This is a genomic window from Streptomyces sp. NPDC046909, from assembly GCF_040644695.1.
Taxonomy (GTDB): Bacteria; Actinomycetota; Actinomycetes; order Streptomycetales; family Streptomycetaceae; genus Streptomyces.
The window spans coordinates 633,581-657,434 of sequence record NZ_JBEYXC010000001.1; the positions used below are offsets into that span (position 1 = coordinate 633,581).

General features: G+C 71.6%; 23 protein-coding genes. 11 read left to right on the forward strand and 12 right to left on the reverse strand.

The features are described 5' to 3' along the window. Positions 1–348: 348 nt before the first annotated feature. Entirely contained in the window at positions 349–2,022 is a 1,674-nt protein-coding gene (locus ABZ928_RS02570; protein WP_361514613.1) for a PucR family transcriptional regulator ligand-binding domain-containing protein, read from the reverse strand. Positions 2,023–2,523: 501 nt separating this feature from the next. Between ABZ928_RS02570 and ABZ928_RS02575 the strand changes: the two genes are divergently transcribed. Both ABZ928_RS02575 and ABZ928_RS02580 read left to right on the forward strand, forming a co-directional pair. After that, positions 2,524–3,981 carry an NCS2 family permease gene (locus tag ABZ928_RS02575; protein WP_361514614.1) on the forward strand — a complete coding sequence of 486 codons (1,458 nt, stop codon included), beginning with the start codon at positions 2,524–2,526 and terminating at the stop codon, positions 3,979–3,981. A 52-nt stretch (positions 3,982–4,033) separates the two neighbouring features. Further along, entirely contained in the window at positions 4,034–5,188 is a 1,155-nt protein-coding gene (locus tag ABZ928_RS02580) for an XdhC/CoxI family protein (RefSeq protein ID WP_361514615.1), read from the forward strand. 20 nt (positions 5,189–5,208) lie between these two features. Here ABZ928_RS02580 and ABZ928_RS02585 read toward each other — a convergent pair whose 3' ends face one another. Both ABZ928_RS02585 and ABZ928_RS02590 read right to left on the reverse strand, forming a co-directional pair. After that, positions 5,209–5,766 (reverse strand): class I SAM-dependent methyltransferase, encoded by a 558-nt coding sequence (locus tag ABZ928_RS02585; RefSeq protein ID WP_361514616.1) that lies wholly within the window; start codon positions 5,764–5,766, stop codon positions 5,209–5,211. Positions 5,767–5,786: 20 nt separating this feature from the next. Next, the gene (locus ABZ928_RS02590; protein ID WP_361514617.1) at positions 5,787–6,227 is read right to left on the reverse strand and encodes an SRPBCC family protein; all 441 of its coding nucleotides are present in this window, start codon (positions 6,225–6,227) and stop codon (positions 5,787–5,789) included. A 128-nt stretch (positions 6,228–6,355) separates the two neighbouring features. On the opposite strand from ABZ928_RS02590, the gene ABZ928_RS02595 reads away from it, so the two are divergent. Both ABZ928_RS02595 and ABZ928_RS02600 read left to right on the forward strand, forming a co-directional pair. Further along, positions 6,356–7,366, forward strand: coding sequence for a DUF2278 family protein (locus ABZ928_RS02595; protein WP_361514917.1), 1,011 nt, complete (start codon positions 6,356–6,358; stop codon positions 7,364–7,366). A gap of 98 nt (positions 7,367–7,464) precedes the next feature. Further along, on the forward strand, positions 7,465–8,703 hold the full coding sequence (locus ABZ928_RS02600; protein ID WP_361514618.1) for a cytochrome P450: 1,239 nt from the start codon (positions 7,465–7,467) through the stop codon (positions 8,701–8,703). A gap of 39 nt (positions 8,704–8,742) precedes the next feature. Here the strand turns inward: ABZ928_RS02600 and ABZ928_RS02605 are convergent, their stop codons facing one another. The 3 genes from ABZ928_RS02605 to ABZ928_RS02615 form a co-directional block, all read right to left on the reverse strand. Continuing rightward, positions 8,743–9,510, reverse strand: coding sequence for a polysaccharide deacetylase family protein (locus ABZ928_RS02605; RefSeq protein WP_361514918.1), 768 nt, complete (start codon positions 9,508–9,510; stop codon positions 8,743–8,745). A 111-nt stretch (positions 9,511–9,621) separates the two neighbouring features. After that, positions 9,622–11,070 carry a family 43 glycosylhydrolase gene (locus ABZ928_RS02610; protein WP_361514619.1) on the reverse strand — a complete coding sequence of 483 codons (1,449 nt, stop codon included), beginning with the start codon at positions 11,068–11,070 and terminating at the stop codon, positions 9,622–9,624. A 39-nt stretch (positions 11,071–11,109) separates the two neighbouring features. Then, on the reverse strand, positions 11,110–12,609 hold the full coding sequence (locus ABZ928_RS02615) for a family 43 glycosylhydrolase (protein WP_361514620.1): 1,500 nt from the start codon (positions 12,607–12,609) through the stop codon (positions 11,110–11,112). Between the two features lie 156 nt (positions 12,610–12,765). Here ABZ928_RS02615 and ABZ928_RS02620 point away from each other — a divergent pair, with 156 nt between their 5' ends. Then, the gene (locus tag ABZ928_RS02620) at positions 12,766–13,176 is read left to right on the forward strand and encodes a (2Fe-2S) ferredoxin domain-containing protein (protein WP_361514621.1); all 411 of its coding nucleotides are present in this window, start codon (positions 12,766–12,768) and stop codon (positions 13,174–13,176) included. A gap of 156 nt (positions 13,177–13,332) precedes the next feature. Here the strand turns inward: ABZ928_RS02620 and ABZ928_RS02625 are convergent, their stop codons facing one another. Both ABZ928_RS02625 and ABZ928_RS02630 read right to left on the reverse strand, forming a co-directional pair. Next, the gene (locus tag ABZ928_RS02625) at positions 13,333–13,899 is read right to left on the reverse strand and encodes an EF-hand domain-containing protein (protein WP_361514622.1); all 567 of its coding nucleotides are present in this window, start codon (positions 13,897–13,899) and stop codon (positions 13,333–13,335) included. Between the two features lie 131 nt (positions 13,900–14,030). Then, complete coding sequence (locus ABZ928_RS02630) at positions 14,031–14,219, reverse strand: hypothetical protein (RefSeq protein WP_361514623.1); 189 nt, start codon at positions 14,217–14,219, stop codon at positions 14,031–14,033. Between the two features lie 270 nt (positions 14,220–14,489). On the opposite strand from ABZ928_RS02630, the gene ABZ928_RS02635 reads away from it, so the two are divergent. Together ABZ928_RS02635 and ABZ928_RS02640 are read left to right on the forward strand one after the other, a co-directional pair. Further along, positions 14,490–15,788, forward strand: coding sequence for a hypothetical protein (locus ABZ928_RS02635; protein WP_361514624.1), 1,299 nt, complete (start codon positions 14,490–14,492; stop codon positions 15,786–15,788). Between the two features lie 8 nt (positions 15,789–15,796). Then, positions 15,797–16,537 carry a hypothetical protein gene (locus ABZ928_RS02640; protein WP_361514625.1) on the forward strand — a complete coding sequence of 247 codons (741 nt, stop codon included), beginning with the start codon at positions 15,797–15,799 and terminating at the stop codon, positions 16,535–16,537. Between the two features lie 9 nt (positions 16,538–16,546). On the opposite strand, the gene ABZ928_RS02645 is transcribed toward ABZ928_RS02640, so the two are convergent. Further along, positions 16,547–17,020 (reverse strand): Lrp/AsnC family transcriptional regulator, encoded by a 474-nt coding sequence (locus tag ABZ928_RS02645; RefSeq protein WP_361514626.1) that lies wholly within the window; start codon positions 17,018–17,020, stop codon positions 16,547–16,549. Between the two features lie 79 nt (positions 17,021–17,099). Between ABZ928_RS02645 and ABZ928_RS02650 the strand changes: the two genes are divergently transcribed. Together ABZ928_RS02650 and ABZ928_RS02655 are read left to right on the forward strand one after the other, a co-directional pair. Further along, positions 17,100–18,131, forward strand: coding sequence for a Glu/Leu/Phe/Val dehydrogenase dimerization domain-containing protein (locus ABZ928_RS02650; RefSeq protein WP_361514627.1), 1,032 nt, complete (start codon positions 17,100–17,102; stop codon positions 18,129–18,131). 100 nt (positions 18,132–18,231) lie between these two features. Beyond that, positions 18,232–18,984: a class I SAM-dependent methyltransferase gene (locus ABZ928_RS02655; protein ID WP_361514628.1), complete on the forward strand. Its 753-nt coding sequence runs from the start codon at positions 18,232–18,234 to the stop codon at positions 18,982–18,984. Positions 18,985–19,036: 52 nt separating this feature from the next. Here ABZ928_RS02655 and ABZ928_RS02660 read toward each other — a convergent pair whose 3' ends face one another. Genes ABZ928_RS02660 through ABZ928_RS02670 form a run of 3 tightly spaced genes read right to left on the reverse strand, consistent with a single transcriptional unit; the run spans position 19,037 to position 22,182 of the window. After that, positions 19,037–20,176 (reverse strand): FAD-dependent monooxygenase, encoded by a 1,140-nt coding sequence (locus tag ABZ928_RS02660; protein ID WP_361514629.1) that lies wholly within the window; start codon positions 20,174–20,176, stop codon positions 19,037–19,039. A 36-nt stretch (positions 20,177–20,212) separates the two neighbouring features. Next, positions 20,213–21,232: an asparaginase gene (locus tag ABZ928_RS02665; RefSeq protein ID WP_361514630.1), complete on the reverse strand. Its 1,020-nt coding sequence runs from the start codon at positions 21,230–21,232 to the stop codon at positions 20,213–20,215. 35 nt (positions 21,233–21,267) lie between these two features. After that, a complete protein-coding gene (locus ABZ928_RS02670; RefSeq protein ID WP_361514631.1) occupies positions 21,268–22,182 on the reverse strand; it encodes an ornithine cyclodeaminase family protein in 915 nt (304 codons plus the stop codon). Positions 22,183–22,251: 69 nt separating this feature from the next. Here ABZ928_RS02670 and ABZ928_RS02675 point away from each other — a divergent pair, with 69 nt between their 5' ends. Together ABZ928_RS02675 and ABZ928_RS02680 are read left to right on the forward strand one after the other, a co-directional pair. Continuing rightward, entirely contained in the window at positions 22,252–22,860 is a 609-nt protein-coding gene (locus ABZ928_RS02675) for a TetR/AcrR family transcriptional regulator (RefSeq protein ID WP_361514632.1), read from the forward strand. 26 nt (positions 22,861–22,886) lie between these two features. Further along, positions 22,887–23,846: a DMT family transporter gene (locus ABZ928_RS02680; protein ID WP_361514633.1), complete on the forward strand. Its 960-nt coding sequence runs from the start codon at positions 22,887–22,889 to the stop codon at positions 23,844–23,846. The last annotated feature ends 8 nt before the right edge of the window (positions 23,847–23,854 follow it).

Here is a 23,854-nt window from a genome sequence, read left to right on the forward strand (position 1 = left end):
ATCAGCGGGCCCGGCCAAGGGGGTGTGTGTGAAAGATTTCACTTGCGCTATTCTGGCGCGCGGTCTGGGAGCCCTTTGAAGGCACGAACCGGTTTACCGGGGACACGGTTGTTGTTGGCGCGGATCAGGCTGAAGTCATCGGGGTTTTCCCGGTGTGGGGCCTTGTCATCGGTCCCGCGCCCCAAGGGGCGGATGCGACCTCACCGCGGCAGCCAGTGGCGGCGGGGAGCGCGACGAGGCGTGAACTGCCGGGCGCACACGCTCGGTTGTGCACGGCCGAGAGGGTGGCAAAGTCGTGGGATCACCACACGGGGCGGGAGCGGCGCGTCGGCCACCCGCCCCACCACCTCAACTCATTCGCAGCGCCAAGAAGAAGTCCAGCTTGTCCTCCAGCCTCGACAGGTCCCGACTCGTCAACTGCTCGATCCTGCCCACCCGGTAGCGCAGTGTGTTGACGTGCAGGTGGAGGCGGGTCGCGCAGCGGGTCCAGGAGCCGTCGCAGTCGAGGAAGGCCTCCAGGGTCGGGATGAGCTCCGCGCGGTGGCGGCGGTCGTAGTCGCGCAGGGGGTCGAGGAGACGGGCGGTGAAGGCTCTGCGGACGTCGTCCGGGACGAAGGGGAGCAGGAGGACGTGCGAGGCCAGTTCCTGGTGGCCCGCCGCGCAGACCCGGCCGGGGCGGGCCGCCGCCACCCGCCGCGCGTGCCGTGCCTCCTCCAGCGCGCCCCGCAGGCCCTCCGCCGAGTGCACGGCCGCGCTGACGCCGAGCGTGACCCGGCCGTCGTCGTCGAGACCGGCGGCGAGGGGGTCCCGTACGGACTCCAGGAGGACGTCGGCGAGGATGCCGGTCTCGGAGCCGTCGTGCTCGGTGGAGACGGACGGCAGCGGGACGAGGGCGATGGCCTCGTCGCCGGTGTGGGCCACGGCGATCCGGTCGGAGGGCTCGGGGCCGGTGGCCAGCGGGTCGACGAGGATCTCCTCCAGGAGCGACTGCGTCACCGGGCCGCCCTCGATCTCCGCGCCGTCCCACTCGACGCGGGCCACGACGACCTGCCAGTGCGGGGCCGCGCCGAGGCCGGGCAGCAGCACGGGGGCGGCCACCCTGAGGCGCGCGGCGATCTCGGCGGGCGCGGCGCCCGTCTGGACCAGCTCCAGGACCTCCTGGGCGAGCCGACGGCGGACCGTACGGGCCGCGTCGCGCCGGTCGCGCTCGACGGAGATCAGCTGGGTCACGCCCTGGAGGAGGTCCAGGCGCTCCTCGGGCCAGTCCCCGGCGTCCGCCTCCACCGCCAGCAGCCAGTCCGACAGCACCGTCTCGCGCACGTCCCGGGAGCCCTGCGGGGAGCGGCCGCTGCTGCGCACCGGGAAGAGTGAGTACGTCGTCGAGCCGAGCGTCAGCCGGTGCGGTCCGCGGCGGCCGGTGCGGGCGGCCGCCAGGTGCTCGGCGGCGAGCTTGGCGCACACGTCGGCGGGCAGCGCCGGGCCGGTCGTCTTCGAGCCCGCGATCAGCCGCCCGGTCGGCGACAGCACCCACGCCCGCAGGTCCAGGTCGGAGCCCAGCAGGTCCAGGACCACGTCCGGGCCGCCGCCCGCCGGGCCCGAGGTCATCATCCGGCGGTGCCGGTCCACGACCGCCGCGAGGTCCCCGGCACGCTCGCCCGACACCTGCCGTACGACATGCTCGGTGATCGTCGCGAACGCCACCGACTCGTGCACCGCGAACAGCGGCAGCCGGTTCCTGGCACAGGCCACCACCAGGTCGTCCGGCACATCGCCCAGCTCCGCCTCACCCGCCGCCAGCGCCGCCACCCCGGCCTGCACGAGGATGCGGACGAACGCGTCGGAGTCCTCGGCGTCCCTCCGCCACGCCAGCCCCGTCAGCACCAGCTCCCCGCCCGAGAGGTAGCGGCTCGGGTCACGCAGGTCGGTGGTCATCACACCCCGCACGGTGCGGTCCAGCTCGTCCTCGCCGCCGAGCAGCCGCAGGCCCAGCGCGTCGGTGTCCAGCAGTGCGCGCAGCCGCATTCTCGTCGCCGCCGATCTTTGTCTCGAAATCTACGATGAACATAGAGGGTCTCGGGGTGGCAGGGGCCCGTCGGGCGGGCCGAAGGGCGCCGTTTCCCGGTCCTCCGGGCCCGGTCCCAGGTCACGCCCGCTGTGGCGCGCGTTTCCCCAGGAAAACACGGAGGCCACTGAGGACCTCTGTTCATATGAATCTACAAGATGCCCGGCCCGACCAGCCAACTCCTTCGGAGTTTCCGTGACTGACCCGGTCCGAGGGCGCCGCTGTGTACTGAGCCCACTCCGCGTTAACAGCACGTGAACGAGCCGGCCCGGGCACCCTCGATCTGGCTCGATCTGGCTCGATCCTCGCGGTACCCCAAGCAGTCCCCGTACCACCCCTGTTCGTTTGTTCGTTCGTCTCGGGCCGTCCCCCGGGTCGTGCGGCCGAAGCACCTTCCCAAATCCCGCAGCCGCTCCGGCGGTTGACACGGGTGCCCCTTTGAACCTTGGGAGTAGGCCCACATGACCCAGCAGTCACTGGAGCCGAAGACCGTTGCCGAAGACGCGGGCGAAGGCACCTGCGTCCCGGCCGGCCGGTCTTGGCTCGACCGGTACTTTCACATCACCAAGCGAGGTTCCACGGTCGCGCGCGAGGTGCGCGGCGGTACGACCACCTTCATGGCGATGGCGTACATCCTCCTGCTCAACCCCCTGATCCTGTCCGGCAAGGACGCGGCGGGGGACACGCTCGGCCAGAAGGCCCTCATCACCGCGACCGCGTTCGCGGCGGCCTTCACCACGCTGCTGATGGGCTTCTTCGGCAAGGTGCCGCTGGCGCTCGCCGCCGGCCTCTCCGTCTCCGGCGTCCTGTCCTCCCAGGTCGCCCCGCAGATGACCTGGCCGCAGGCCATGGGCATGTGCGTGATGTACGGCGTCATCATCATGCTGCTGGTCGTCACCGGCCTCCGCGAGATGATCATGAACGCCATCCCGCTGGCCCTCAAGCACGCGATCACCATGGGCATCGGCCTCTTCGTCGCCCTGATCGGCTTCTACAAGGCCGGCTTCGTGCACCAGGGCAAGGCGACCCCGGTGACGCTGGGCCCGACGGGTGAACTGGCCGGCTGGCCGGTCCTGCTCTTCGCGGTCACCCTCCTCGCGATCTTCATGCTCCAGGCCCGCGGCATCCCCGGCGCCATCCTGATCGGCATCCTCGGCGGCACGCTCCTGGCCGTCGTACTCAACGCCCTCGACGTCATCGCCCCCGGGCAGTGGGCCAGCGGCGCCCCCGAACTGCACGGCAGCGCGGTCTCGATGCCCGACTTCTCGATCTTCGGCGACGTCGAGTTCGGCGGCTGGGGCGAGGTCGGCGCGATGACGGTCGGCATGATCGTCTTCACCCTGGTCCTGGCGGGCTTCTTCGACGCGATGGCGACCATCATCGGCGTCGGCACCGAGGCCAAGCTGGCCGACGAGCAGGGCCGGATGCCGGGCCTGTCCAAGGCCCTGTTCATCGACGGCGCGGGCGGCGCGATCGGCGGAGTCGCGGGCGCGTCCGGCCAGACGGTGTTCGTGGAATCGGCGACGGGCGTGGGCGAGGGAGCCCGCACCGGCCTCTCCTCCGTGGTGACGGGCCTGTTCTTCGCGGCCTGCCTCTTCTTCACCCCGCTGACGGCGATCGTGCCGGGCGAGGTCGCCGCCGCGGCCCTGGTGGTCATCGGCGCGATGATGATGATGAACGCCCGCCACGTGGACTGGGCGGACCGCGCGACGGCGATCCCCGTCTTCCTGACCGTCGTCATCATGCCCTTCACGTACTCGATCACCGCGGGTGTCGCCGCGGGCGTCATCTCCTACGTCGCGATCAAGGTCGCCCAGGGCAAGGCCCGGGAGATCGGGGCATTTATGTGGGCCCTCACAGTGATCTTCTTCGTCTATTTCGCCCTCAATCCCATTGAGAGCTGGATGGGCGTGCACTAGACGTGCACCGGCGGGCCCGTCCACAGGCCCGCTGCCGCGAGGAGACCGACACATGCTGGACATCGCCGAGGAACTGCACCGGTGGGTCGAGCAAGGACGCGACTTCGCCGTGGCCACCGTGGTCACCGTCACCGGCAGCGCCCCTCGCCCACCGGGCGCCGCCCTCGCGGTCGACACCGACGGCACGGCGATCGGCTCGGTCTCCGGCGGTTGTGTGGAGAGCACGGTGTACGAACTGTGCCGCCAAGCGCTCCAGGACGGCGAAACCGTCCTGGAGCGCTTCGGCTACAGCGACGAGGACGCCTTCGCGGCCGGTCTGACCTGCGGGGGCACCATCGATGTCTTGGTCGCGCCGGTACGCGCGGGCGACGCCGTCCGTACGGCGGTCGAGGCCGCGCTCGGCGCCGCCGCGAGCGGGGAGACGGCGGCCTTTGCCCGGATCGTCTCCGGCCCGGCGGAGCTCGTCGGCCGGGCGCTGCTGGTCCGCACCGACGGCTCCTACGACGGCGGCCTCGGCGCCCATCCCGAACTGGACCGCACGGTCGCCGCGGAGGCCGGCGCCTTCCTGGACACCGGCCGGACCGGCACCCTGGAGATCGGCGAGCAGGGCTCGCGCTGCGGCGCCCCGCTCACGGTCCTCGTCGAGTCGTCCGTCCCCCCACCCCGCCTGATCGTCTTCGGCGCGATCGACTTCGCCTCGGCGCTGGTGCGGATCGGCAAGTTCCTCGGCTACCACGTGACGGTGTGCGACGCCCGCCCGGTGTTCACGACGCCGGCCCGCTTCCCGGACGCGGACGAGATCGTCGTGCAGTGGCCCCACGAGTACTTGGAACGCACGGAGGTCGGCGCCCGGACCGTCCTGTGCGTCCTGACCCACGACGCCAAGTTCGACATCCCGCTGCTGCGGCTGGCGTTGCGACTGCCGGTGGCGTACATCGGCGCGATGGGCTCCCACCGGACCCACCTGGACCGGATGGAACGACTGCGCGAAGTCGGCGTGACCGAAAGGGAGTTGGCGCGGCTACGGTCGCCGATTGGGCTGGACCTCGGCGCCCGCACCCCGGAGGAGACGGCGTTGTCGATCGGGGCGGAGATCGTGGCGAACCGGCGGGGTGGGAGCGGGGGTTCGCTCACGGGGGCGCACACGCCGATCCACCATGACGTGACGCCGCCGTCCGAGGCCGGGCGGGTCGGGTCGGGGGTCTGAGCCCTGCCGCTACGGCGTCCTCAGGACCGCAGCACGAAACACCGCAGCCCACCCGCCTCCAGGTCGTACCACTGCCCCCGTCCCCACCCGTCCGTCACCACCGCGACGTCCTCCGCCGTCACCCCGATACTCCGTCGCTCCTCGGGCAGCCGCTCGGTCAGCGGTGTCGTCACCACCCACACACCCCTCGGCGCGAGCAACCCCCGTACCCGCTCGGCCACCGCGGCCTTGTCGGTCATGAACGCCAGTACCAGCCGCATCGTCACGATGTCGAACCCGCCCGGAGGCAGGTCCGTGGCCTCCTCGAAGTTCAGCCGACGCACGGACAGGAGAGGTTCCAGATCGGCGTACCGATCCCGTACCGCCGCTACCGCGGCCTCCGCCCAGTCCACAGCGAGCGTCCGACAGCCGAGGCCGGCGAGCGCGGCGGCGTAGGCGCCCAGCCCGCACCCGACATCCAGCAGCCGCGCCCCGGCCCGGGGCCGCACAGCCCGCTTGAACAGCCGCATCTCGTGCGCGTCGACGCCTCGGAACCCCCGCCCCGCCGCGAAGCGCTCCTCCCAGTCCTGCCGCCCCACGTTCACCTCGCGCCTGGCCCTCACGCCCGCCGCAGCAGCCGATTCACCGCCCGCCCGAACACATACCGAGCCGTCCCCCGCACCACGGAATCCAGGAAACCCGGCAGAAACCGGAACCCCAGCTCCTCCCGCCACACCACCCGGCTCCGCCCACCAGGACCCGGCCCCACCTCGATCTCGGCCCACCCGGTGACGACACGCCCCCGCTTCTCCAGGCGGCAGAACCCGGGCTCGGTGTCCGTCGGCGGATGCCACGCCACGACCTCCATGCGGTCGTCAAAGCCGAAGGGCCCGACCCCCGTTCGGGCCACGAACACCGTGCCCTCGCGGGTCGGACCCGGCGTCAGCACCGTCACCCGGGTCAGGGGGACCACGTCGCCATGGCGGGGCCACTCCGTGAGGCGGCGCCAGGTCTCGGCGCGGGGGAGTGGGGCGGTGCGTTCGAGGAGGAAGGTGACCACCTGCCGATCTTATGGAATCCGGCCAGCTCAACGGCGTATTCATATCCGGCTCACAGACGGGGCCCGCAACCCCTACGATTCCTCCCATGGGTGGGCATTCCGCCCGCCCCCAGGGGGAGTTGGTCACCATGCCACTGAAGGCCTACGGCGTACTGATCACACGGGCGGTCGACACCCGGCGCGAGGGCGCCGCGGACACGCCGCACTACCAGATCCATCTGACGGACGACCAGAACGTGCACTACCGCGCCGCCGTCAACGTCCTGTCCCAGGAGCGGCCCTCCGAGCTGCTCTATCTCGTCGACGAGGACTTCCGGCACCCGGTGACGGCCCGGCTCGCGGGGCTCGCCAGTGGGTGGAACACCCTGCCGCCCGGACCCGGCGGCCCCAACCTCGACTTCGTGCGCGGCAACCTCTTCGACCCGGCGAAGATGCGCACCCTGCCCCCGGACGCACCCGGCGCCGACAACGACCTCGCCGACCTCCTCGACCACTACGTACGGCGCGCCGTCGCCGACCCGGACGCCCGGCTGTACGTCTTCGGGGAGCGCTTCGGGCCCGAACCCCGCGTCAAGGACAAGGTGTTCGGCTTCCTCCCGGGCAACGGCATCCACGACATCCACATGAACCAGGGCAACAGCCGTAAGTTCCGGGGCGACGACGGAGTCTGGCAGGACGGGGGGATCCTCATTCACTTCCCCGGCACGGACCGCTGGGTCGCGATCTTCCTCGCCTTCCAGAGCCAGTCCTGGCACACCGACGACGTCACCGGACACGCCCTGGAGGACGTCGACGGCAACCGGCCCGAGCCGGGCACCCTGCCCGTCCGGATCGTCGCCGCGCTCGTCAACCCACGCGGCCCGGCGCCCGAGGCGGAGACGGTCACCCTCCTCAACGCCTCGCCCGACCCCGTCGACCTCACCGGCTGGCACATCGGCGACCGCCTCGGCCAGAAGTCCCCGGTGCCGGGCGGCCCCCTCGCCGCCGGAGCCTGGCTCACCGTCCCGCTCGCGGGCGGCGCCCAACTCGGCAACCACGGCGGCGAGATCACCCTCCTCGACGCCAAGTCGCTGAAGGTGCACGGCGTTTCCTACACCGAGGCACAGGCCGCGCGGGAGGGGTGGTCGGTCGTCTTCTGACGGAGCGACAGGCGTGCCCCGATGGCGTCTATCGCATCCGCACACCCATACGGCACCATGAGCCCGACCCCGCACCACCGGCGGCCGGAGGGCGTCTCGTGGACCGTGAACTCCAGGGCAGGCGTGACGAGTTGCAGCGGGATCCCTACCCGCACTACGAACGGGCGCGGCAGGCCGACGGGCTGACGTACCTCGACGAGCTGGACGCCTGGCTGGTCGCCCGGGACGTGGACGTGCGTGAAGTCCTGCGCAGGACCGAGGAGTTCTCGTCGGCCAACGCGCTGATCCCCGACGTCCTGCCGTCGCCCGCCGCGCTCGCCGTCCTCGGCGGCGGCTTCGGCGGGCGGCCGGTCGTCGTCACCTCCGACGGCGCCCGGCACCAGGAGCTGCGCGCACCGATCGTCCGGGGACTGTCACCGGCCCGGGTCGCCGCCGTCCTGCCGTACGCCGCCCAGCGTGCCGCCGAGCTTGTCGAGGGGTTCGCCAAGGACGGCGAGGTCGAGCTGATGTCGGCGTACGCCAGACGGCTGCCCGGTGACGTCATCGGCCGGATCGTCGGGCTCGCCCCCGATGACGTGCCCGGGATCGTGCACGGCGGCCACCGTGCCGAGGAGCTGCTGTTCCGGCCGCTGGCGGAGGACGAGCAGGTCGCCGCCGCCGAGGACGTCGTCGCGATGCAGCGCACCCTGGAGCGGTATGTGCGGGAGCGGCACGCCGAGCCGCGCGAGGACCTCTGCACCGAGCTCGTCACGTCCCTCACGTCCCTCACGTCCCTCACGGACCCGGAATCCGGCGAACTCACCCTCGAACAGCGGCATGAACTCGTCGCCCACCTCCAGAACCTGCTGATCGCCGGGCATCTCACCACCACCGCGCTCATCGGCACGACCGTCCTGCATCTGCTCCGGCACCCCGAGCAGTGGGAGCTGCTGTGCGCCGAGCCGGAGCGGATACCGGCGGCGGTCGAGGAGGCCGCCCGCTACGACAGCGCGTTACAGGGGTTCCGCCGGGTCACCACCCGCCCCGTCACCCTCGCCGGGACCGAACTCCCGCCCGGCGCCTCGGTGTTCGTGGCCTTCGGCGGCGCCAACCGGGACGCCGCCCGGCACCCTCGTCCCGACGAGTTCGACATCGGCCGCGACCCGGGTCGCCACCTCGCCTTCGGGTTCGGCGCGCACAGCTGCCCCGGATCACAGCTCGCCCGCGAGCAACTCCGGCTCACCCTGGAGGAGTTGACCCGACGCCTGCCGGGCCTGCGGCTCGCGGACGACCAACCCGTGGAGATGCGACCGACGATGATCCACCGCTCCCCGTACCGACTGCACCTCACCTGGTGAACCCCGAGACACGGTGAACCCCGAACGGCACAAAAGCCCTCAGCGGTACACCTTCCCCGCCTCCGCCTTCCCCGGCGCCAGCAACTGCGGCACGGTCACGAACACATACCCGCGCGCCTTCAGCGCGTCGATGATCCCCGGCACGGCCGGGACGGTGCCGTCGTAGAGGTCGTGCAGCAGGATGATCCCGTCCCGGTTCACCTGGTTCAGGACGCGCTTCTGGATGAGCGCGGAGTCGTTCGTCGTGTAGTCCTTGGCGGTCACGCTCCACAGCACCTCCGCCATGCCCAGCTCACGGCAGACGTCGTGGACGGTGTCGTCGGTACGGCCCTGCGGCGGACGCATCAGCGTCGGTCGCTGCCCGGTGAGCCGCTCTATCTCCCGGTTGGGGCGCTCCAGCTCCTCGCGTATCTGCTCGGCGGTCAGCTTCGTCAGGATCTTGTGGTCCCAGGTGTGGCTCGCGATCTCGTGGCCCTCGTCGGCCATGCGCTTGACGAGCTCGGGGTACTTCTCGATGTGCCGTTTGCCGAGGAGGAAGAAGGTCGCCGGGACCTGTTTCTCCTTGAGTATGTCGAGGAGCCGGGCCGAGTGTTCGCTCGGCCCGGCGTCGAAGGTGAGCGCGACGCACTTGGCCTCGCGGCAGTCGACGGTCCCGAAGGCGGCCGCCCGGGCGCCGGCCGCGGCCTGGTTCCGGGCCGCGCTGGGCGCGGTCGTGTCGAGTGATCCGCAGCCGGTCAGCGCCAGCGCGAGACACGCTGCCGCCGCCGACATCAGCGTGGCCCGGAACCTGTTCCCCGTTTTGTTCATCTTGTTGGTGGCAGAAGGCATGCCGGGACTATACACAGCGATTATACTCGCGGTTTATAGTCTGTTCGGTCATGCCTGCCGGACTGCCTGCCGGGCCGTCTGCCGGGCGTACTACTGGGCGTAGAACGTCGCATCGGCCTGTGCCGTGGTCGTACTCGCGGCCTGGACGTACAGCAGGTAGTCGTAGTGCCTGATGTAGCGCCCCGCGTAGTTGTACGCCTCGTACGAGACCCCCGCGGAGTCCGCGAGCCCCGCCCGCTGGTAGAAGCTGGCGTCCGAGGCGAAGGCCGTCGTGCCGTCGTTCTTCTCGACCCACACCTCGAAGTTCTTGTGCCGCAGGTAGTAGCCGGGGAAGTTCGTCGACTCCAGCGAGACCGTGCCGGTACCGGCGAGACCCGAGACCACCCGGAACTGCGAGTCGGCCAGCGGCGAGACGTTCGCCTCGATCTTCGCCCGGTACTCCCAGTGGCGGATGAAACGGTCCGCGAAGTTGTACGAGGAGAAGCGCTGCGGCGTGACCCCGTCGGCGACCGGGATCCCGAAGTCCGGGGTGCCGTCCGCCTTCCAGTACACCTTCTGCACGCGGGTGCGGCGGTTGGGGTCGTTGAGCGGGTCGCCGCTGATGTCCTTGTAGCTGCGGTCGTGGTAGACGAGGATGTCCGACTTGCCGTCCTCGGAGACGGTGAAGGAGTTGTGGCCCGGCCCGTACTGCGAGGTCGCGGCGCTCGTCTGGAAGACCGGCGTCGAACTCTTCGTCCAGGACGCCGGGTTGGTGAGATCGGCGGTGGCCGACGCGGTGAGCATGCCCAGGCAGTAGTTGGCGTCGGTGGCGCTCGCCGAGTACGTCAGGAAGACCTTGCCGCCGTGCTGGATCAGCGCCGGGCCCTCGTTGACCTTGTAGCCGACCGTCTCCCAGGACAGCGTCGGCTGCGACAGCTCCGCCGGAGTCCCTTGAATCGTCCAGGGGTTGGCCATCTTCGCGATGAACAGACTGGTGTTGTTGTCCTCCGACGGATTGCGCTGCGCCCACGCCAGATAGCGCACCCCGTTCACGACGAAGGTCGTCGCGTCCAGCGAGAAACTCTCCCAAGTGGTGGTGATCTGGCCCTTCTCGGTCCAGGTCGCGGTCAGCGGGTTCGCGCCGGTGCCCTCCAGGACGTACATCCGGATCGCCCACACGTCACTGGTCGACCCGGCGGCGAAGTACACGTACCACTTGCCGTCGATGTAGTGGATCTCCGGCGCCCAGATGTGCGCGCCCATGACCCCGCTGCTGTGCTTGGTCCAGATGGTCACCTCGGAGGCCGTCGACAGGCCCTGGATGGTGGTGGCCCGGCGCAGCACGATGCGGTCGTACTCGGGGACGGTCGCGGTGAAGTAGTAGTAGCCGTCGGTGTGTTTGAAGATGTGCGGGTCGGCCCGCTTCTCGGCGATCGGGTTGGTGTAGGTCACGGCGGGCGAGTCCGGCACGGCGGCCTGGGCGGGGGAGCCCGGCGCGACCAGCCATGCGGCGAGGGCCACCAGCATCGCCAGGAGCAGGCGAACGGCGTTGCGTCTCAAGGGAGTTCTCCAGTTGCGCGATCGAACGGGGAGGAAGGGTCAGGTCGTCGGTACGAGGCGCCACTGCTGGCAGGTGTTGTTCAGCCAGGTCCACTGGCGTACGTCGGTGCCGTTCGCGGTGCCGCAGTCGGCCACGTCGGCGACCTTGCCGGTGGACTCGTTGACGATCCGCACGTAGTCACCGGTGGCGGTGAACACCAGCCGGAAGCGCTGGCACTTGTTGTTCAGCCACGACCACTGGCGGATGTCGGCGCCGTCCGAGGCGGAGCAGTCCGCGATGTCGGCGACCTTGCCGGTCGCCACGTTCACCAGCCGGCTGGTGTCGTCGCCCAGGTCCTCGATCTTCCACTTCTGGTTGGTCCCGCCGTTGCAGGTCCACTGGAAGATGTTCGTCCCGTCGGCCGTACCGCCGCCGTTGACGTCCAGGCACTTGCCGCTGTTGCGGTTGACGAGGGTGTACGACGTCGGGGTCGCCGCCGTCTCCCCGGACGGGCCGGGCAGGCTGGTGCCGAGGGCGACCGGGGTGCCGAAGTCCGGGGTGCCGTCGGCGTTCCAGGTGAACTCCTGGGCGCGGGTGGTCCGTCCGTTGCCGCAGCCGCCGGACGAGGACGAGTTGGCGTGGTAGACGATCCAGTTCTCGGTGCCGTCGGGCGAGCTGAAGAAGCCGTTGTGCCCGGGGCCGTACACGCTGTTCGCGTCACTGCGCTGGAAGACCGGCGTCTGCTTCTTCGTCCAGGAGGCCGGGTCGAGCGGGTTGGATCCCGTCAACTCCAGTTGGCCGAGCTTGTAGTCGGCGGTCTGGCAGGAGCTCGCCGAGTACGTCAGGAAGGTGCGGCCGTCGTGATAGAGCGGCTCGGGGCCCTCGTTGACGGGGGAGCCCGAGGTCTCCCAGCTCAGGGTCGGACTGGAGATGACCGTGAAGGTGCTGCTGGCGAGCGTGTAGGGGTTGCTCATCGGCGCGATCACCAGGCTCTGCGTACTGCCGTTGATGAATCCGCTGCCGACGAGATACAGGCCGCCGTTGTGTTCCAGCACGCTCGCGTCGATCAGCCAGCCGCCCGGCGTGAGATTGGAGCCGGTGAGCGAGCCCTTGTAGGTGTACGTCCCCATCGGGTCGGTGCCGGAGCTCTCCAGCACATGGGTGCGCTGGGAGTCGCAGCAGGCCACACCGCTCTGCCCGGCCGAGTAGTAGAGGTACCAGTGGCCGTCGAGGAAGTGCAGCTCGGGCGCCCAGATGTTGGTGTTGCGGGTCGACGTGGTGTCCGACCACACCTGCACGTTCGGCGCGGTGGCCAGGCCCGCCAGCGTCGGCGACTTCCGGATGCCGAGGATGCCGGTGAAGGTCGTGGTGACCAGGTAGTAGCTGCCGTCGTAGTACTCCAGCCAGGGATCGGCGCCCTTGGACGACTTCAGCGGGTTGGTGTACGGGCGGCCGTCCGCCGCGGCCGCCGGTTGCATGGCCGCCACCAGCGCGAGGAGGAGGGTCAGCACGCAGACCAGCAGCGGTCCGCGGCGTCTCCCGTGGTGAGTCCGAGGCATACGAGACCGTCCCTGTTCGTAATGTCGAACGTAGTTCGTGATGTCGGTCAGAAGGTAGGGGTGGGGCATGTGCGCGTCAATGGTTTCGTCATGTGCACGAAACCCTTTCGCGCACGTACGATCTTGGACGGTGATGGTGTGCGGGGAGGGGAACGTATGAGCGGCCGGGCCGTGTTCGGGGCCGCGGGTGCCCGGCCGTGCACCCTTGTCGTGTGCCGGGGCTGCTGCTGCGGCAACGCGGGCAAACATCCCGGTGTCGACCACCAGTGGCAGCTCGACCGGCTCAAGGCCGCCGCCGCGGACTCCGGGGGCCGCCTCGCGGTCCGTACGACCGACTGCCTGGGCCCGTGCGACCAGGCCAACGTCCTCGTGGTCCAGCCCTCAGGTGAGGGCCGCCGCCGTGGCGGCCGTGCCACCTGGGTCGGCTGGTCCGGCGACGACGACTGCACGGACGACGTCCTGACCTGGGTCGCGGCCGGCGGCCCCGGCCTGGCCGAGCCGCCCGCGACCCTGACACTCCAGTTCATACGGCCACCCCGTCCCGAACTCCGACGGGCGCGCCGCTGACGCACGGCTCAGGGGGTGGGGCGGCCGTATACGGGCTCCGGGCAACGCGAAGCCGGGGCGAGGCTCACGCTGCCTCACCCCGGCCGGGTATCGCTGTGTCGGACGTGCGGCCGGAGCGAGGCTCGCGCTGCCTCGCTCCGGCCCGGTGTCGCAGTGTCAGGCGGCGGCCGTCGGCCGGCCGAAGGCCCAACTGCCCGGGACCGTCGGGTCGTTGCTGGTGAAGTACTCGACGTTCGCCCGGTGCAGCTCCTCCCGGGTGATCTGTCCGTCGCCGTCGATGTCGAGGTGCCGGAACGCCTCCGCCACCTCAGCCGACGGCATGCCGGGCGCGTGGCCGGCCATGAAGGCCGCGTACTCCGCCGGGTCGATACCGCCGTCGCCGTCCCGGTCGGCGATGGCGAAGAAGCTGTCCGTGAGGTTGCCGATCAGCCGCTCCGCCATGGCCGGGTCCTCGGACAGCTTCGAGGTCGCGGCGATGAACTCGTCCATGTCGACCTTGCCGTCGCCGTCCGTGTCCATCGGCAGATGGAGTTCCTTCCAGATCCGGAGGTAGGCGTCGATGATCCGCCGCTCCTCCGCCGAGCCTTCCGGGTGCCCGAGGGCCGCGGCGACCCGCTTGCCCTGAAGGATGTGGTCGTCCTCGGTGATGACGTGGTCCCCGTCGGCGTCGATGAAGTCGAAGCTGGCGCGGATCTTCTCCATGACATAGGGCTGAACGGTCATGCTGGGGGTTCTCCTCGGAGTGGGGGACAGCGAGCGAGCGCCCCCCGACAAGCGGCTCTGCTCCGTGTGTTCAGGCTGTGACAGAGAGCCAGGCCCCGCAACCCGACACCGCCGGTCAGTCGGTCGGCCGGTCAGCCGATCATCTTGATCTCGGGCGGCCACAGCACATTGCGGGCCAGCAGCAGGGAGGGCCCGAGATGTTCCGGGCAGACCGGCAGCGGGAAGTCCACGTGCCGGCCGATCTCGAAACGGGCCCGCGCCGTGCAGGCCCGCCCTTCGTCGGGGCCGGCGAACCGGCCCTTGCACACAGGGGCGTCCATGGTCACCTCGCTCGATGGGCCCGGCGGACGGCCGCCGCCGTGAACCGGCGGGACCACGGGGAGAGTTGTCCACGCGGGCGGGCGGTCGGGGGCATACGGCCACGCTAGGAAGCCCAGGGGCGGGCCGCTCGCAGGGCGGGCCGTCCGGGTGAGCGAGCCGACGGGCGGCCGGTCCGGGGCCCGGCATCGGAGTGAATCGCGCCGGGTGGCCGCGGGTGTGACGGCGTGCCGTCGGAGGGCCGCCGGGGCGCCCGTGGTGAGCATGCTGGTGTGATCATCGTACGGAGATCCGGCGGGCGGCACGGGCTCGCCCTGCTGCTGCCCGCCCTGCTCGCCGCCGCGGTCGGCGGGGGGTTCGCCACGCCCGCGGCCGCGGACGGCACGGGCGACCACGGGCTGGCGCTGCGGGTCACGGTGAACACCCGGCCAGGGCTCGGCGCGACCCGGCCGGGGATCCGGGTCGGCGCCGCCGTGGTGAAGGCGTACCGGCTGATCAACCTCGGCGGGGCCGACCTGTACGACGTCCGGGTGTCCGACCCGGCGCTCCCCGGCGCGCGGGTCCGCTGCCCGGGCGGCGGCGACCGGGTCCGGATGCTGACCGGGCTGCGCTCGGTGACCTGCACCGCCGAGGCCCCGGCACGCCGCGGCATCTGGGCCGGACAGGTCGTCGCGAGCGGCCGTATCCCCTATCTGCGCAGCACGTCCCGGGCCACGGCCCGTTCGGGGTACGCCGGTGTGGGCGGCGGACTCACCCTGACCGAGTCGGTCCGGGTCAGCGGCCCGCAGGCCGTCGTCCGGTACGTGGTGCGCAACGGCGGCAATCTCCCGGTGCACGGCATCCGGCTCACCGACCCCGTGCTGGACCCCGCCCGCATCGACTGCCCGGGTGCCACCGCGACCGTACGGCGCCTCGACTCCGGCCGTTCGACGACGTGCACGGCACAGGTACGGCGCGCTCCGGGGACGTACTCCAGTGCGGGACGCGCCGACGGCAGCGACCGCACCCGCACGCTCGGCCGCCGCGGCGACCGCGTCCCGCCGCCCGCCCTGCACGCCACGGCCACCGCCGCGTTCGCCATCCCCCGGCCACCGGCCCGCCCCCCGGCCACCACGCCCACCCGGCGCCCCGCGGCCCCACCACCAGCGCCCCCGGCGGCGGAGCCCCCCGCCGCACCCCCGGAGCCACCACCGCCCCCGCCTCCGCCGCCCGCCGCCGAAGTCCCGCTCCCCGGCGCCCTGTTGCCCCCGCCGGTGCTCCCCGTGCCGCTGGACGCCGAGGCGGTGCTGCCGCCAGCCGTCGCCGCCGCACCGGGCGTCCTGCCGGAGGGAGCGGCGGCGGAAGCGGGCGCGGCGCAACCCCCCGCCGCTCAGCCTCCCGCCGCCCAGCCGCCGGGCCGGCCACCCGCCGCCCAACCGCCCGCCGCCCAGCCCCGGCAGCGCACCCCGCTCCTCGGCCGCTTTTACCGCGACGGCTCCGGGCCGACAGGCCTCGGTCTGCTGACCGCGCTGTTCCTCGTTCTCGTCCCGGCCGCCCTCGCGGCGGTACTGCTGGGCTCACGCCGAAACTGAGTGCCGACATGATCGAAAACTTCGCCATCGTCCTCGGGGTCGCCCTGTTCGCCGCGGCGATCGTCCTGGTCAAGCACCGCTACTGGCCGATGGGCCCGGACGACGAACCCCGCGAGGACGTCGCCGAGTACATCTCCATGATGGTCGGCGTGCTCTACGCCCTGGTCCTGGGCCTCGCCCTGGTGTCCGTGTGGGACACCCGCTCCGGCGCCGAGGAGCACGCGCTGACCGAGGCGAGCGCCGCCCACCAGATCCATCTGCTCGCCGCCGGGCTGCCCGCGCCGCAGGGGGAGCGGGTGCGGGCCGACCTGGAGACATACATCCGCCATGTCACGGACGACGAGTGGCCGGCCATGGCGAAGGGGCAGCCGCTGGGCACGGAGGGCTGGACCATCCTCGACGAGGTACGGGCCGGTGTGCAGGTGTCCGCCGACGCGACACCCGCCCAGCAGGCCACCACCCAGGAGTCGCTCGCCCAGCTCAGCACCCTGGACGAGGCCCGGCGCGGCCGGGAGAGCGACGCCGACCAGGGGCTGTCGCCGGTCCTGTGGTTCGGGCTGATCGTGGGCGGCGCCCTCACCGTCGCCTTCATGTTCATGTTCGGCGTGCAGCGGAGCTTCACCCACGTCGTGATGGTGATGGGGCTGACCGCCCTCATCACCTTCACCGTGCTGCTCGTCTACCAGCTCGACCAGCCCTACACCGGGATGTTCGCCGTCGACACCACGCCCTACAGCCGCTACTTCTGAACTCCCGCCTCAGATCTGCGGGTTGACGTCGGGCAGCGGCTCCAGGACCGGGTTGGCCAGATGCTGGAAGATGATCGAGGTACGGATGCCGATGATCTCCCGGCGCGCGGTGAACCGTTCGAGCAGGAACGTGTGCAGATGCTCGATGTCCTGGGCGGTGACATGGACGAGGAAGTCGTCGCTGCCCGCCATCGTGTACACGGACAGCACCTCCGGCAGCCGGGACACCGACCGCTCGAACTCCGCCACCACCTCCCGGTTCAGTGGCCGCACCTGCGCCGACACCATCGCCTGCACCCCGCGGTTCAGCGCGGGCAGGGCGACCTGGGCGTGATAGCCGCGGATCACCCCGCGCCGCCGCAGCAGCCGGATCCGCTCCAGACAGGTGGACGGAGCGATCCCCACCTTCTGCGCGATGGCCCGGTTCGGTTGCCGCGCGTCCTCCTGAAGATGCCGCAGGATCGCCGTATCAAGTTCGTCCACGTCCGTCTCCCGGTCCCGAATTCCGAAGGAAGTTCGGCACCTTCCCCGTGTGCGGGAACGTGAACCTAGCGTCCGGACCATGACTCCGACACTCGAACACGAAGAGATACGGATCCGCCGCGGCCCCCGCTCCGGACTCCCGCTGATCGTCGCTGTCCACTCCCGCGCACTCGGTCCCGCAGTCGGCGGCTGCCGGTTGCGCCGCTACGACGACTGGCGCGGCGGACTGGAGGACGCGCTGCGGCTGTCCGAGGCGATGACGTACAAGTGCGCCGCCTCCGGCCTCGACTTCGGCGGCGGCAAGAGCGTGATCGTCCTCGACGGCCCCGAACACGCCACGCCCGCACCGGAGTTGCGTGCCGCCGCGCTGGCCGACATGGGCGAGTTCATCGCCTCCTTCGACGGGACCTACCGCACGGGCCCCGATGTCGGCACCTCGCCAGCCGACATGGCCGTCCTGCGCCGCTCGACACCGTACGTCCACTGCCTGCCCGAGGAGCACGGCGGCAGCGGCGACTCCGGAGGCCCCACGGCCCTCGGGGTGCTGGCCGCGCTGCGCGCCGGAGTGGAGCACGTCTTCGGGGCGCCGTCCTTCACAGGACGTACGGCCGTCGTGAGCGGCTACGGCTCCGTCGGCGCGCGGGTCGCGGCGGGCCTGGCGGCGGACGGGGCGCGGGTACTGGTCTCCGACGTGGACGACACCAAGCGGGACGCCGCGCAGCGGGCGGGGTTCGGCTGGATCGGCCCCGAGGAGGCGCTGGTCACGGCCGCGGACATCCTCGTCCCCGCCGCCGTCGGAGGCGTGCTCACCCCCGACACGGCCGCCCGTCTCGCCGTACGACTCGTCGTCGGCCCCGCCAACAACCAGCTCTCCGACGACACCGTCGCCGACGCCCTCGCCGCCCAAGGCATCGTCTGGGTACCGGACTTCGTCGCCAACGCGGGCGGGGTCGTCTACACGCTGGGCCGGGAGAGCGACGGCCTGGACCACGAGAGCGCGGTCCGCCGGGTGGAGGGGATCGGGGACACCGTACGACTGCTGCTGAAGAGCGGGAATCCGCTGCGCGAGGCGAAGGAGCGTGCGGTGGAGCGGTGTTCGGCGGCGAGGTGACCGCTGACGCGGTGCCAGGGGTCTGCCGTCGGGTCGGTCGGTGGGTCGGCGGGGGGAAAATCCCGTGCGTGCCCGGCCGCCGTCGACGTACCGTCCGTCCGTGACGGACGAGGACGGTTACTTCGGAGAGAGCATCGCGGCGACGTACGACGACCCGTCGTCGGACACGTTCCAGCCGGACACCATCGACCCGGCGGTCGAGTTCCTGACCGGGCTCGCCGGTGCCGGCCGGGCCCTCGAACTCGGCGTCGGGACAGGACGTATCGCCCTTCCACTGGCGGCTCGTGGCGTGCCGGTGCACGGGATCGACCTGTCCCGCGCGATGGTGGCCCGGCTGCGCGCCAAGCCCGGCGGGGACGCGATCGGGGTGTCGATCGGGGACTTCGCGACGACGAAGGTGGAGACGAAGACGGACGGGATGTTCTCCGTCGCCTACCTGGTCTTCAACACCATCATGAACCTGACGACGCAGGAGGCGCAGGTGGCGTGCTTCCGCAATGTCGCCGAACACCTGGCGCCCGGCGGCTGCTTCGTCATCGAGGTCATGGTCCCCGAACTGCGGAAGCTGCCGCCCGGGCAGACCGCCGTGCCGTTCCATGTCGGGCCGGAGCGGCTGGGGTTCGACACCTACGACGTGGCGACGCAGTCGATGAGCTCCCATCACATCAAGATCGTTGACGGGCGAGGGGAGTACACCGACATCCCCTTCCGGTACGTGTGGCCCGCCGAACTCGACCTCATGGCCCAACTCGCGGGGCTGCGGCTGCGCGAACGCTGGGAGGGGTGGAAGCGGGAGCCGTTCACGCACGACAGCGGCACGCATGTGTCGGTGTGGGAGAAGCCCGCCGACTGAGCAACGCAACTGCGGGGAGGGGAGCGGGAGTTGGGGGCGGTTGTCGGCGTGGTCAGGCGACGACCGCGGTGTTCCAGTCCAGCAGGCGGCCCAGGTCTTCCTCCCGTGGCCGGGGGACACCCCCGCTGCTGCCACCGCCCCCGTTGCCACGGGAGATGCTCCCGCTGACCGCGATGTTGTGCTCCACGCGCGGGCGGCGCAGTGCCTCGTACAGTGACAGCCCGGTCGCCGTATCGGGCGTGTCCCGCAGGGACTTGGCGAGGACGACCGCGTCCTCCAGTGCCATCGAGGCACCTTGCCCGGTCGCGGGGGAGGCGGCGTGGGCCGCGTCGCCGATCAGCAGGGTCCGGGCGGAGCGCCAGGGGGTGCCGGTGGGTATCTCGGTGGCGTTGGTGACCAGTACGTCGTCGGAGGTGGCCGCGACGATGTCCGCGGCGGGGCCGGTGTCCTCGCGCAGCAGTGACACCAGTGGCTCGCGCAGGGCGGCGCCGCGCTCCAACTCCTCGGCGGACAGGGGCTCGTCGGCCACCCGAGCGAACCAGTACGTCTCCCCGTCGGGCGACACCGTGTACCCGAAGGCGGCCCGGCTGCCCCGCACCATGGTGATCTGCTCGGGCTCGCCGGGCGGGCGCGCGTCGCGGGTGTAGCCGTAGAAGACGCGTTGCGCCGCGTAGACGGGTGCGATGCCGGGCGCGATCGTCCGGCGGACGGTGGAGTTGAGGCCGTCGGCGCCGATGAGGAGGTCGCCGGTCGCGTGGCCGCCGTCGGCGAAGCGGGCGGTGACGGCGTCGGGGCCCTCCTCGACGGAGACGAGCCGTGCGCCGTGCCGGACCTCGATTCCCCGGCGTGAAGCCTCCTTCTGGAGCGCGGAGTTGAGGTCGCCGCGACGCAGACAGCGGAAGCGGAGGGACGGGTCGTCTGCCTCGCCGAGGGGCCCGGACGCCACCTCGGTGCCGGTCGCGTCGAGCAGCCGCAGGGACCGCAGCGGGAAGCCGATCGCGGTGACCGCGTCGGTGGCGTCGATCTGCGCAAGCGCCCGCATGCCGTTGCTCGCCAGGGTGAGGAACGCGCCCAGATCCTCGGCCGAGTCGGGATGCGCCTCGTGCACGACGACGTCGAAGCCCGCCTTGCGCAGGGCGAGCGCCGCCGCCGTACCGCCTATTCCGCCGCCGATGACCAGGATGCGCAACATCCCTCGACCGTACATGCTTGCGTCAACTGGGCTCCCTCAGCTGGTGAGCGCGGACCGCTGGACGGCGAATGCGGTGAACGCCTCCGCCACCGCCTCGCGTTCCGCGCCCCGGACGAGGAGTTCGTGGAGCAGGAGCCGGGCCCGGTACGGACCGAGCGGGCCGGCGGGGATCAGGCCGCGGCCGATCAGGTCCTTCTCGGAGCCCGGATATCCGTAAGTGCGGGTCAGGACAGGGCCGTTGTCGATACGCGAGGCCAGCACCACGGGCACGCGGGCGGCGAACCGTTCGAGGTGCGCGACCAGCCGCTCGGGGACGTGGCCGACCCCGAACGCGGCGACGACGAGCCCGTCGCACCGTCCCTCCCACGCGGAGAGGAGCTCCCCGTCGTCACCGAGGCTCACCGTGTACAGACCGACCCGCGCGTCACGGACTCTCGGACCTGTCAACGGGCCGCTCCGGCGCGGCGGTTGGGCGGTCAGCCGTACCTCCCCCTCGGTGATCCCGCCGAGCGGGCCCGTGCCGGGGGAGGTGAAGGCGGCGGTGCTCGTGGTGTGGGACTTGCGGACATGGCGGGCCGCGTGGATCTCGTCGTTGAGGACGACCAGCACCCCGGCACTCCGCGACCGGGGGTCGGACGCGGCGAGTACGGCCGCGTACAGGTTGGCGGGTCCGTCGGGGCCGGCCATGGTGGGGTTGCGCATCGCGCCGGTGACGACGACCGGCTGCTCGTGACCGTGCCACAGGTCGAGGAGGAACGCCGTCTCCTCGATCGAGTCCGTCCCCTGCGTGATCACCACCCCGTCGACGTCACCGCCCGCCAGGGCCGACTCGATCTCCGCGTGGAGCGCCACGAGGTCGTTGAAGCCGAGCGAGGCCCCGGGCATCCGCCGGACGTCACGCACCCGCAACTCGACGCCCATGCCGTCCAGTTGGGGCACGGAGGCCAGCAGTTCCCCGGCGGAGAGCGCCGGGACGACCCCGCCGGTCACCGGGTCGGCGGTCATGGCGATGGTGCCGCCGAGGGAGAGGACGGCCACGGTTCTGGAAGTGCTCATGCCGCTGATTCTCCGGTTTTCTCAGGCTTCTCCGGTCAGGGGAGGTACTTGTCGGCCAGGAGCCGGGCGATCGCCCAGTCCTGCATGGCGATGCCCACGCTCTTGAACACCGTGCGCTTGCCGGGCGGCGCCGGGACGGCGGTCAGCGCGGTGCCCAGTTCGGTGAGGTCGTCCCGGGTGAGGGCACCGGAGCGCAGGGCGTGGAGGATCTCGCCGGACTCCTCCAGGACGGCGGCGAGTTCGTCGATGACGACGGTGCTGTCGGCCAGCAGCTCGTCCGGCAGTTCCCGCATGGTCGGGCGGAACGCGCCGATGGCGTTGACGTGCACCTGGGCGGGGAGCGCGGACGCCGGGAAGAGCGGGCTGGTCGCGGGCGTGGCGCAGCACACGATGTCGGCGTCGCCGACCGCGGCGGCCGGGTCGGTGGCGGTGCGGATCTCGGTGCCGTCCAGCTCGGTGCGCAGGGTGTCGGCCAGGGCCCGGGCGCGGTCGCCGCCGACGATCGTCAGAGCGCGGAGGGGACGGACGGCGTGGACCGCGCGAACCTGGTCGGCGGCCTGCCCGCCCGCCCCGATCAGGGTGAGCCGGCCGGCGTCCGGCGCGGCGAGGAGATCGGTGGCGACCCCGACGGCCGCGCCCGTGCGCAGGGCGGTCACCGCACCGGCGTCGGCGATCAGATGGTCCGGCCGGTCCAGGGTGCTCCACACCACGGTCCCGGCGATGGCGGGCACCCGGTCGAAGTTCAGGCTCAGCGTCTTGACCATCGCGGACCCCGTCGGCCGGTGCTGCGCCGACATCACCAGGAACCCGCCGTCCCGCAGCACGGTCCGCGTCGGCATCTCGAACTCCCCGCCCGCCAGCCCGAGAAACCCGCGGCGCACGGCATCGACCGCCTCCCGCATCGACACCGCCGCGCGTACCTCGCGCTCGCCGAGGCTGATGGTCTTCATGACACTCCGTCCGTCGCGCATCCAAAGACTAGGTAGACAGGTCTACCTAGTATCAGAAAAGATGACTCCATGAGTGAGACTCCCACCCCGGCGGCGCGGCCCCGCAAGCGGCAGGGCAGCGCCCGGACCCGGCTGCTCGACGCCGCCGCGCGCCGCTTCTACGCGGACGGTGTGTCGGCGACCGGGATCGACACGATCACCGCCGAGGCGGGCGTCGCGAAGATGAGCCTCTACAACAACTTCTCCTCCAAGGCCGACCTGGTGATGGCCTACCTCGACGCGCGGCACGAGGAGTGGCTGGGCCTGTACCGGAAGCGGCTCGAAGAGGTCCGGGACGGGCGCGGCGGTGTCCTCGCCGTCTTCGACGCGTACGCCGATCACGCCGCCTTCGCCTACGAGCACGGCTTCCGGGGCTGCGGACTGCTCAACGCGGCCGCCGAACTGCCCGCCGGGCACGAGGGGCGGGACGTGGTGCGCCGGCACAAGGAGGAGGTCGAGGCCCTGCTCGCCGTACACCTCACGGAACTCCTGCCCGACCGGCCCGAGGAGGTCCGAGCGCTGGCCGAGCATCTGTCCTTCCTCCTGGAGGGCGCGATGGCGCGTGCGGGGCTGGAGGGCGCGGGGACGCGTCTGGAGCATGCGCGGACCATGGCGACGACCCTGCTGGACCGCCTGTGAGCAGGCCGCTTTCGCCCAGGCCACTTGTGGCACGCCCGGCCGGAGCCGCGGCCGGCTCGCTCTGCGTCCTGCTCGCCTCGTTCCTATGGGGCACCACCGGCACCGCAGCGACCTTCGCCCCCGGCGTCGGCCCGCTCGCGATCGGCGCCGCCGCCATGGGCCTCGGCGGACTGCTCCAGGCGCTGCTGGCCGCACCCCGGATCCGCCGGGAGGCGTCCGCGCTGCGCGCGCGGCGCGGGGTCGTCGTCCTCGGAGCGCTCTCGGTGGGCGCCTACCCCCTGGCGTTCTACAGCTCCATGCACCTGGCCGGGGTCGCCGCCGGAACCGTCGTGTCGATCGGCTCGGCCCCGCTCGCCTCGGCCCTGATCGAGCGCGTGGTCGACGGCCGCCGCCTCACCCGCCGCTGGACGACCGGCGCCGCCCTCGGCCTGACCGGAACCCTGCTGCTGTGCCTCGCGAAGACGGACTCCGGCACCGGAACGGACTCCCCGAGCACAACCGTCCTGGGCATCGCCCTCGGCCTGGTGGCCGGCGTCACCTACGCGCTGTACTCCTGGGCGGCCCACCGCCTGATCAGCGGCGGCATCACCTCCGGCGCGGCCATGGGCACGGTCTTCGGTCTGGGCGGCCTGCTCCTCCTCCCCGTCCTGATCGCCACCGGCGCCCCGCTCCTCGACTCCTGGTCCAACGCGGCCGTCGGCGCCTACATGGCCCTCGTGCCGATGTTCCTCGGGTACGTCCTGTTCGGCTGGGGCCTGGCCCACGTCCCCGCGAGCACCGCGACCACCCTCTCCCTCCTGGAACCCGCCGTCGCCGCCGTCCTCGCCGTCCTCGTGGTCGGCGAACGCCTGCCCGCACTCGGCTGGACCGGCGTGGCCCTCGTCGTCGCCTGCCTCGCCGTACTGACGGCACCGCCCCGCCCGCTCCGGAGAGCAGCACCGCACCCTGGCGCACGGGCCGACAGAGTGGACGCACATGCAAGGTGAGTGAGCGG

Excerpts from the sequence above, each read along its gene's own strand:
- ABZ928_RS02675 (WP_361514632.1), top strand. The coding sequence starts at position 22,252 with ATGAGTGAGACTCCCACCCCGGCGGCGCGGCCCCGCAAGCGGCAGGGC.
- ABZ928_RS02620 (WP_361514621.1), top strand. The coding sequence starts at position 12,766 with ATGAGCGGCCGGGCCGTGTTCGGGGCCGCGGGTGCCCGGCCGTGCACC.
- ABZ928_RS02665 (WP_361514630.1), bottom strand. The coding sequence starts at position 21,232 with ATGAGCACTTCCAGAACCGTGGCCGTCCTCTCCCTCGGCGGCACCATC.
- ABZ928_RS02640 (WP_361514625.1), top strand. The coding sequence starts at position 15,797 with ATGATCGAAAACTTCGCCATCGTCCTCGGGGTCGCCCTGTTCGCCGCG.
- ABZ928_RS02615 (WP_361514620.1), bottom strand. The coding sequence starts at position 12,609 with ATGCCTCGGACTCACCACGGGAGACGCCGCGGACCGCTGCTGGTCTGC.
- ABZ928_RS02580 (WP_361514615.1), top strand. The coding sequence starts at position 4,034 with ATGCTGGACATCGCCGAGGAACTGCACCGGTGGGTCGAGCAAGGACGC.
- ABZ928_RS02660 (WP_361514629.1), bottom strand. The coding sequence starts at position 20,176 with ATGTTGCGCATCCTGGTCATCGGCGGCGGAATAGGCGGTACGGCGGCG.
- ABZ928_RS02605 (WP_361514918.1), bottom strand. The coding sequence starts at position 9,510 with ATGAACAAAACGGGGAACAGGTTCCGGGCCACGCTGATGTCGGCGGCG.
- ABZ928_RS02670 (WP_361514631.1), bottom strand. The coding sequence starts at position 22,182 with ATGAAGACCATCAGCCTCGGCGAGCGCGAGGTACGCGCGGCGGTGTCG.
- ABZ928_RS02595 (WP_361514917.1), top strand. The coding sequence starts at position 6,356 with ATGCCACTGAAGGCCTACGGCGTACTGATCACACGGGCGGTCGACACC.
- ABZ928_RS02575 (WP_361514614.1), top strand. The coding sequence starts at position 2,524 with ATGACCCAGCAGTCACTGGAGCCGAAGACCGTTGCCGAAGACGCGGGC.
- ABZ928_RS02650 (WP_361514627.1), top strand. The coding sequence starts at position 17,100 with ATGACTCCGACACTCGAACACGAAGAGATACGGATCCGCCGCGGCCCC.
- ABZ928_RS02625 (WP_361514622.1), bottom strand. The coding sequence starts at position 13,899 with ATGACCGTTCAGCCCTATGTCATGGAGAAGATCCGCGCCAGCTTCGAC.
- ABZ928_RS02630 (WP_361514623.1), bottom strand. The coding sequence starts at position 14,219 with ATGGACGCCCCTGTGTGCAAGGGCCGGTTCGCCGGCCCCGACGAAGGG.
- ABZ928_RS02570 (WP_361514613.1), bottom strand. The coding sequence starts at position 2,022 with ATGCGGCTGCGCGCACTGCTGGACACCGACGCGCTGGGCCTGCGGCTG.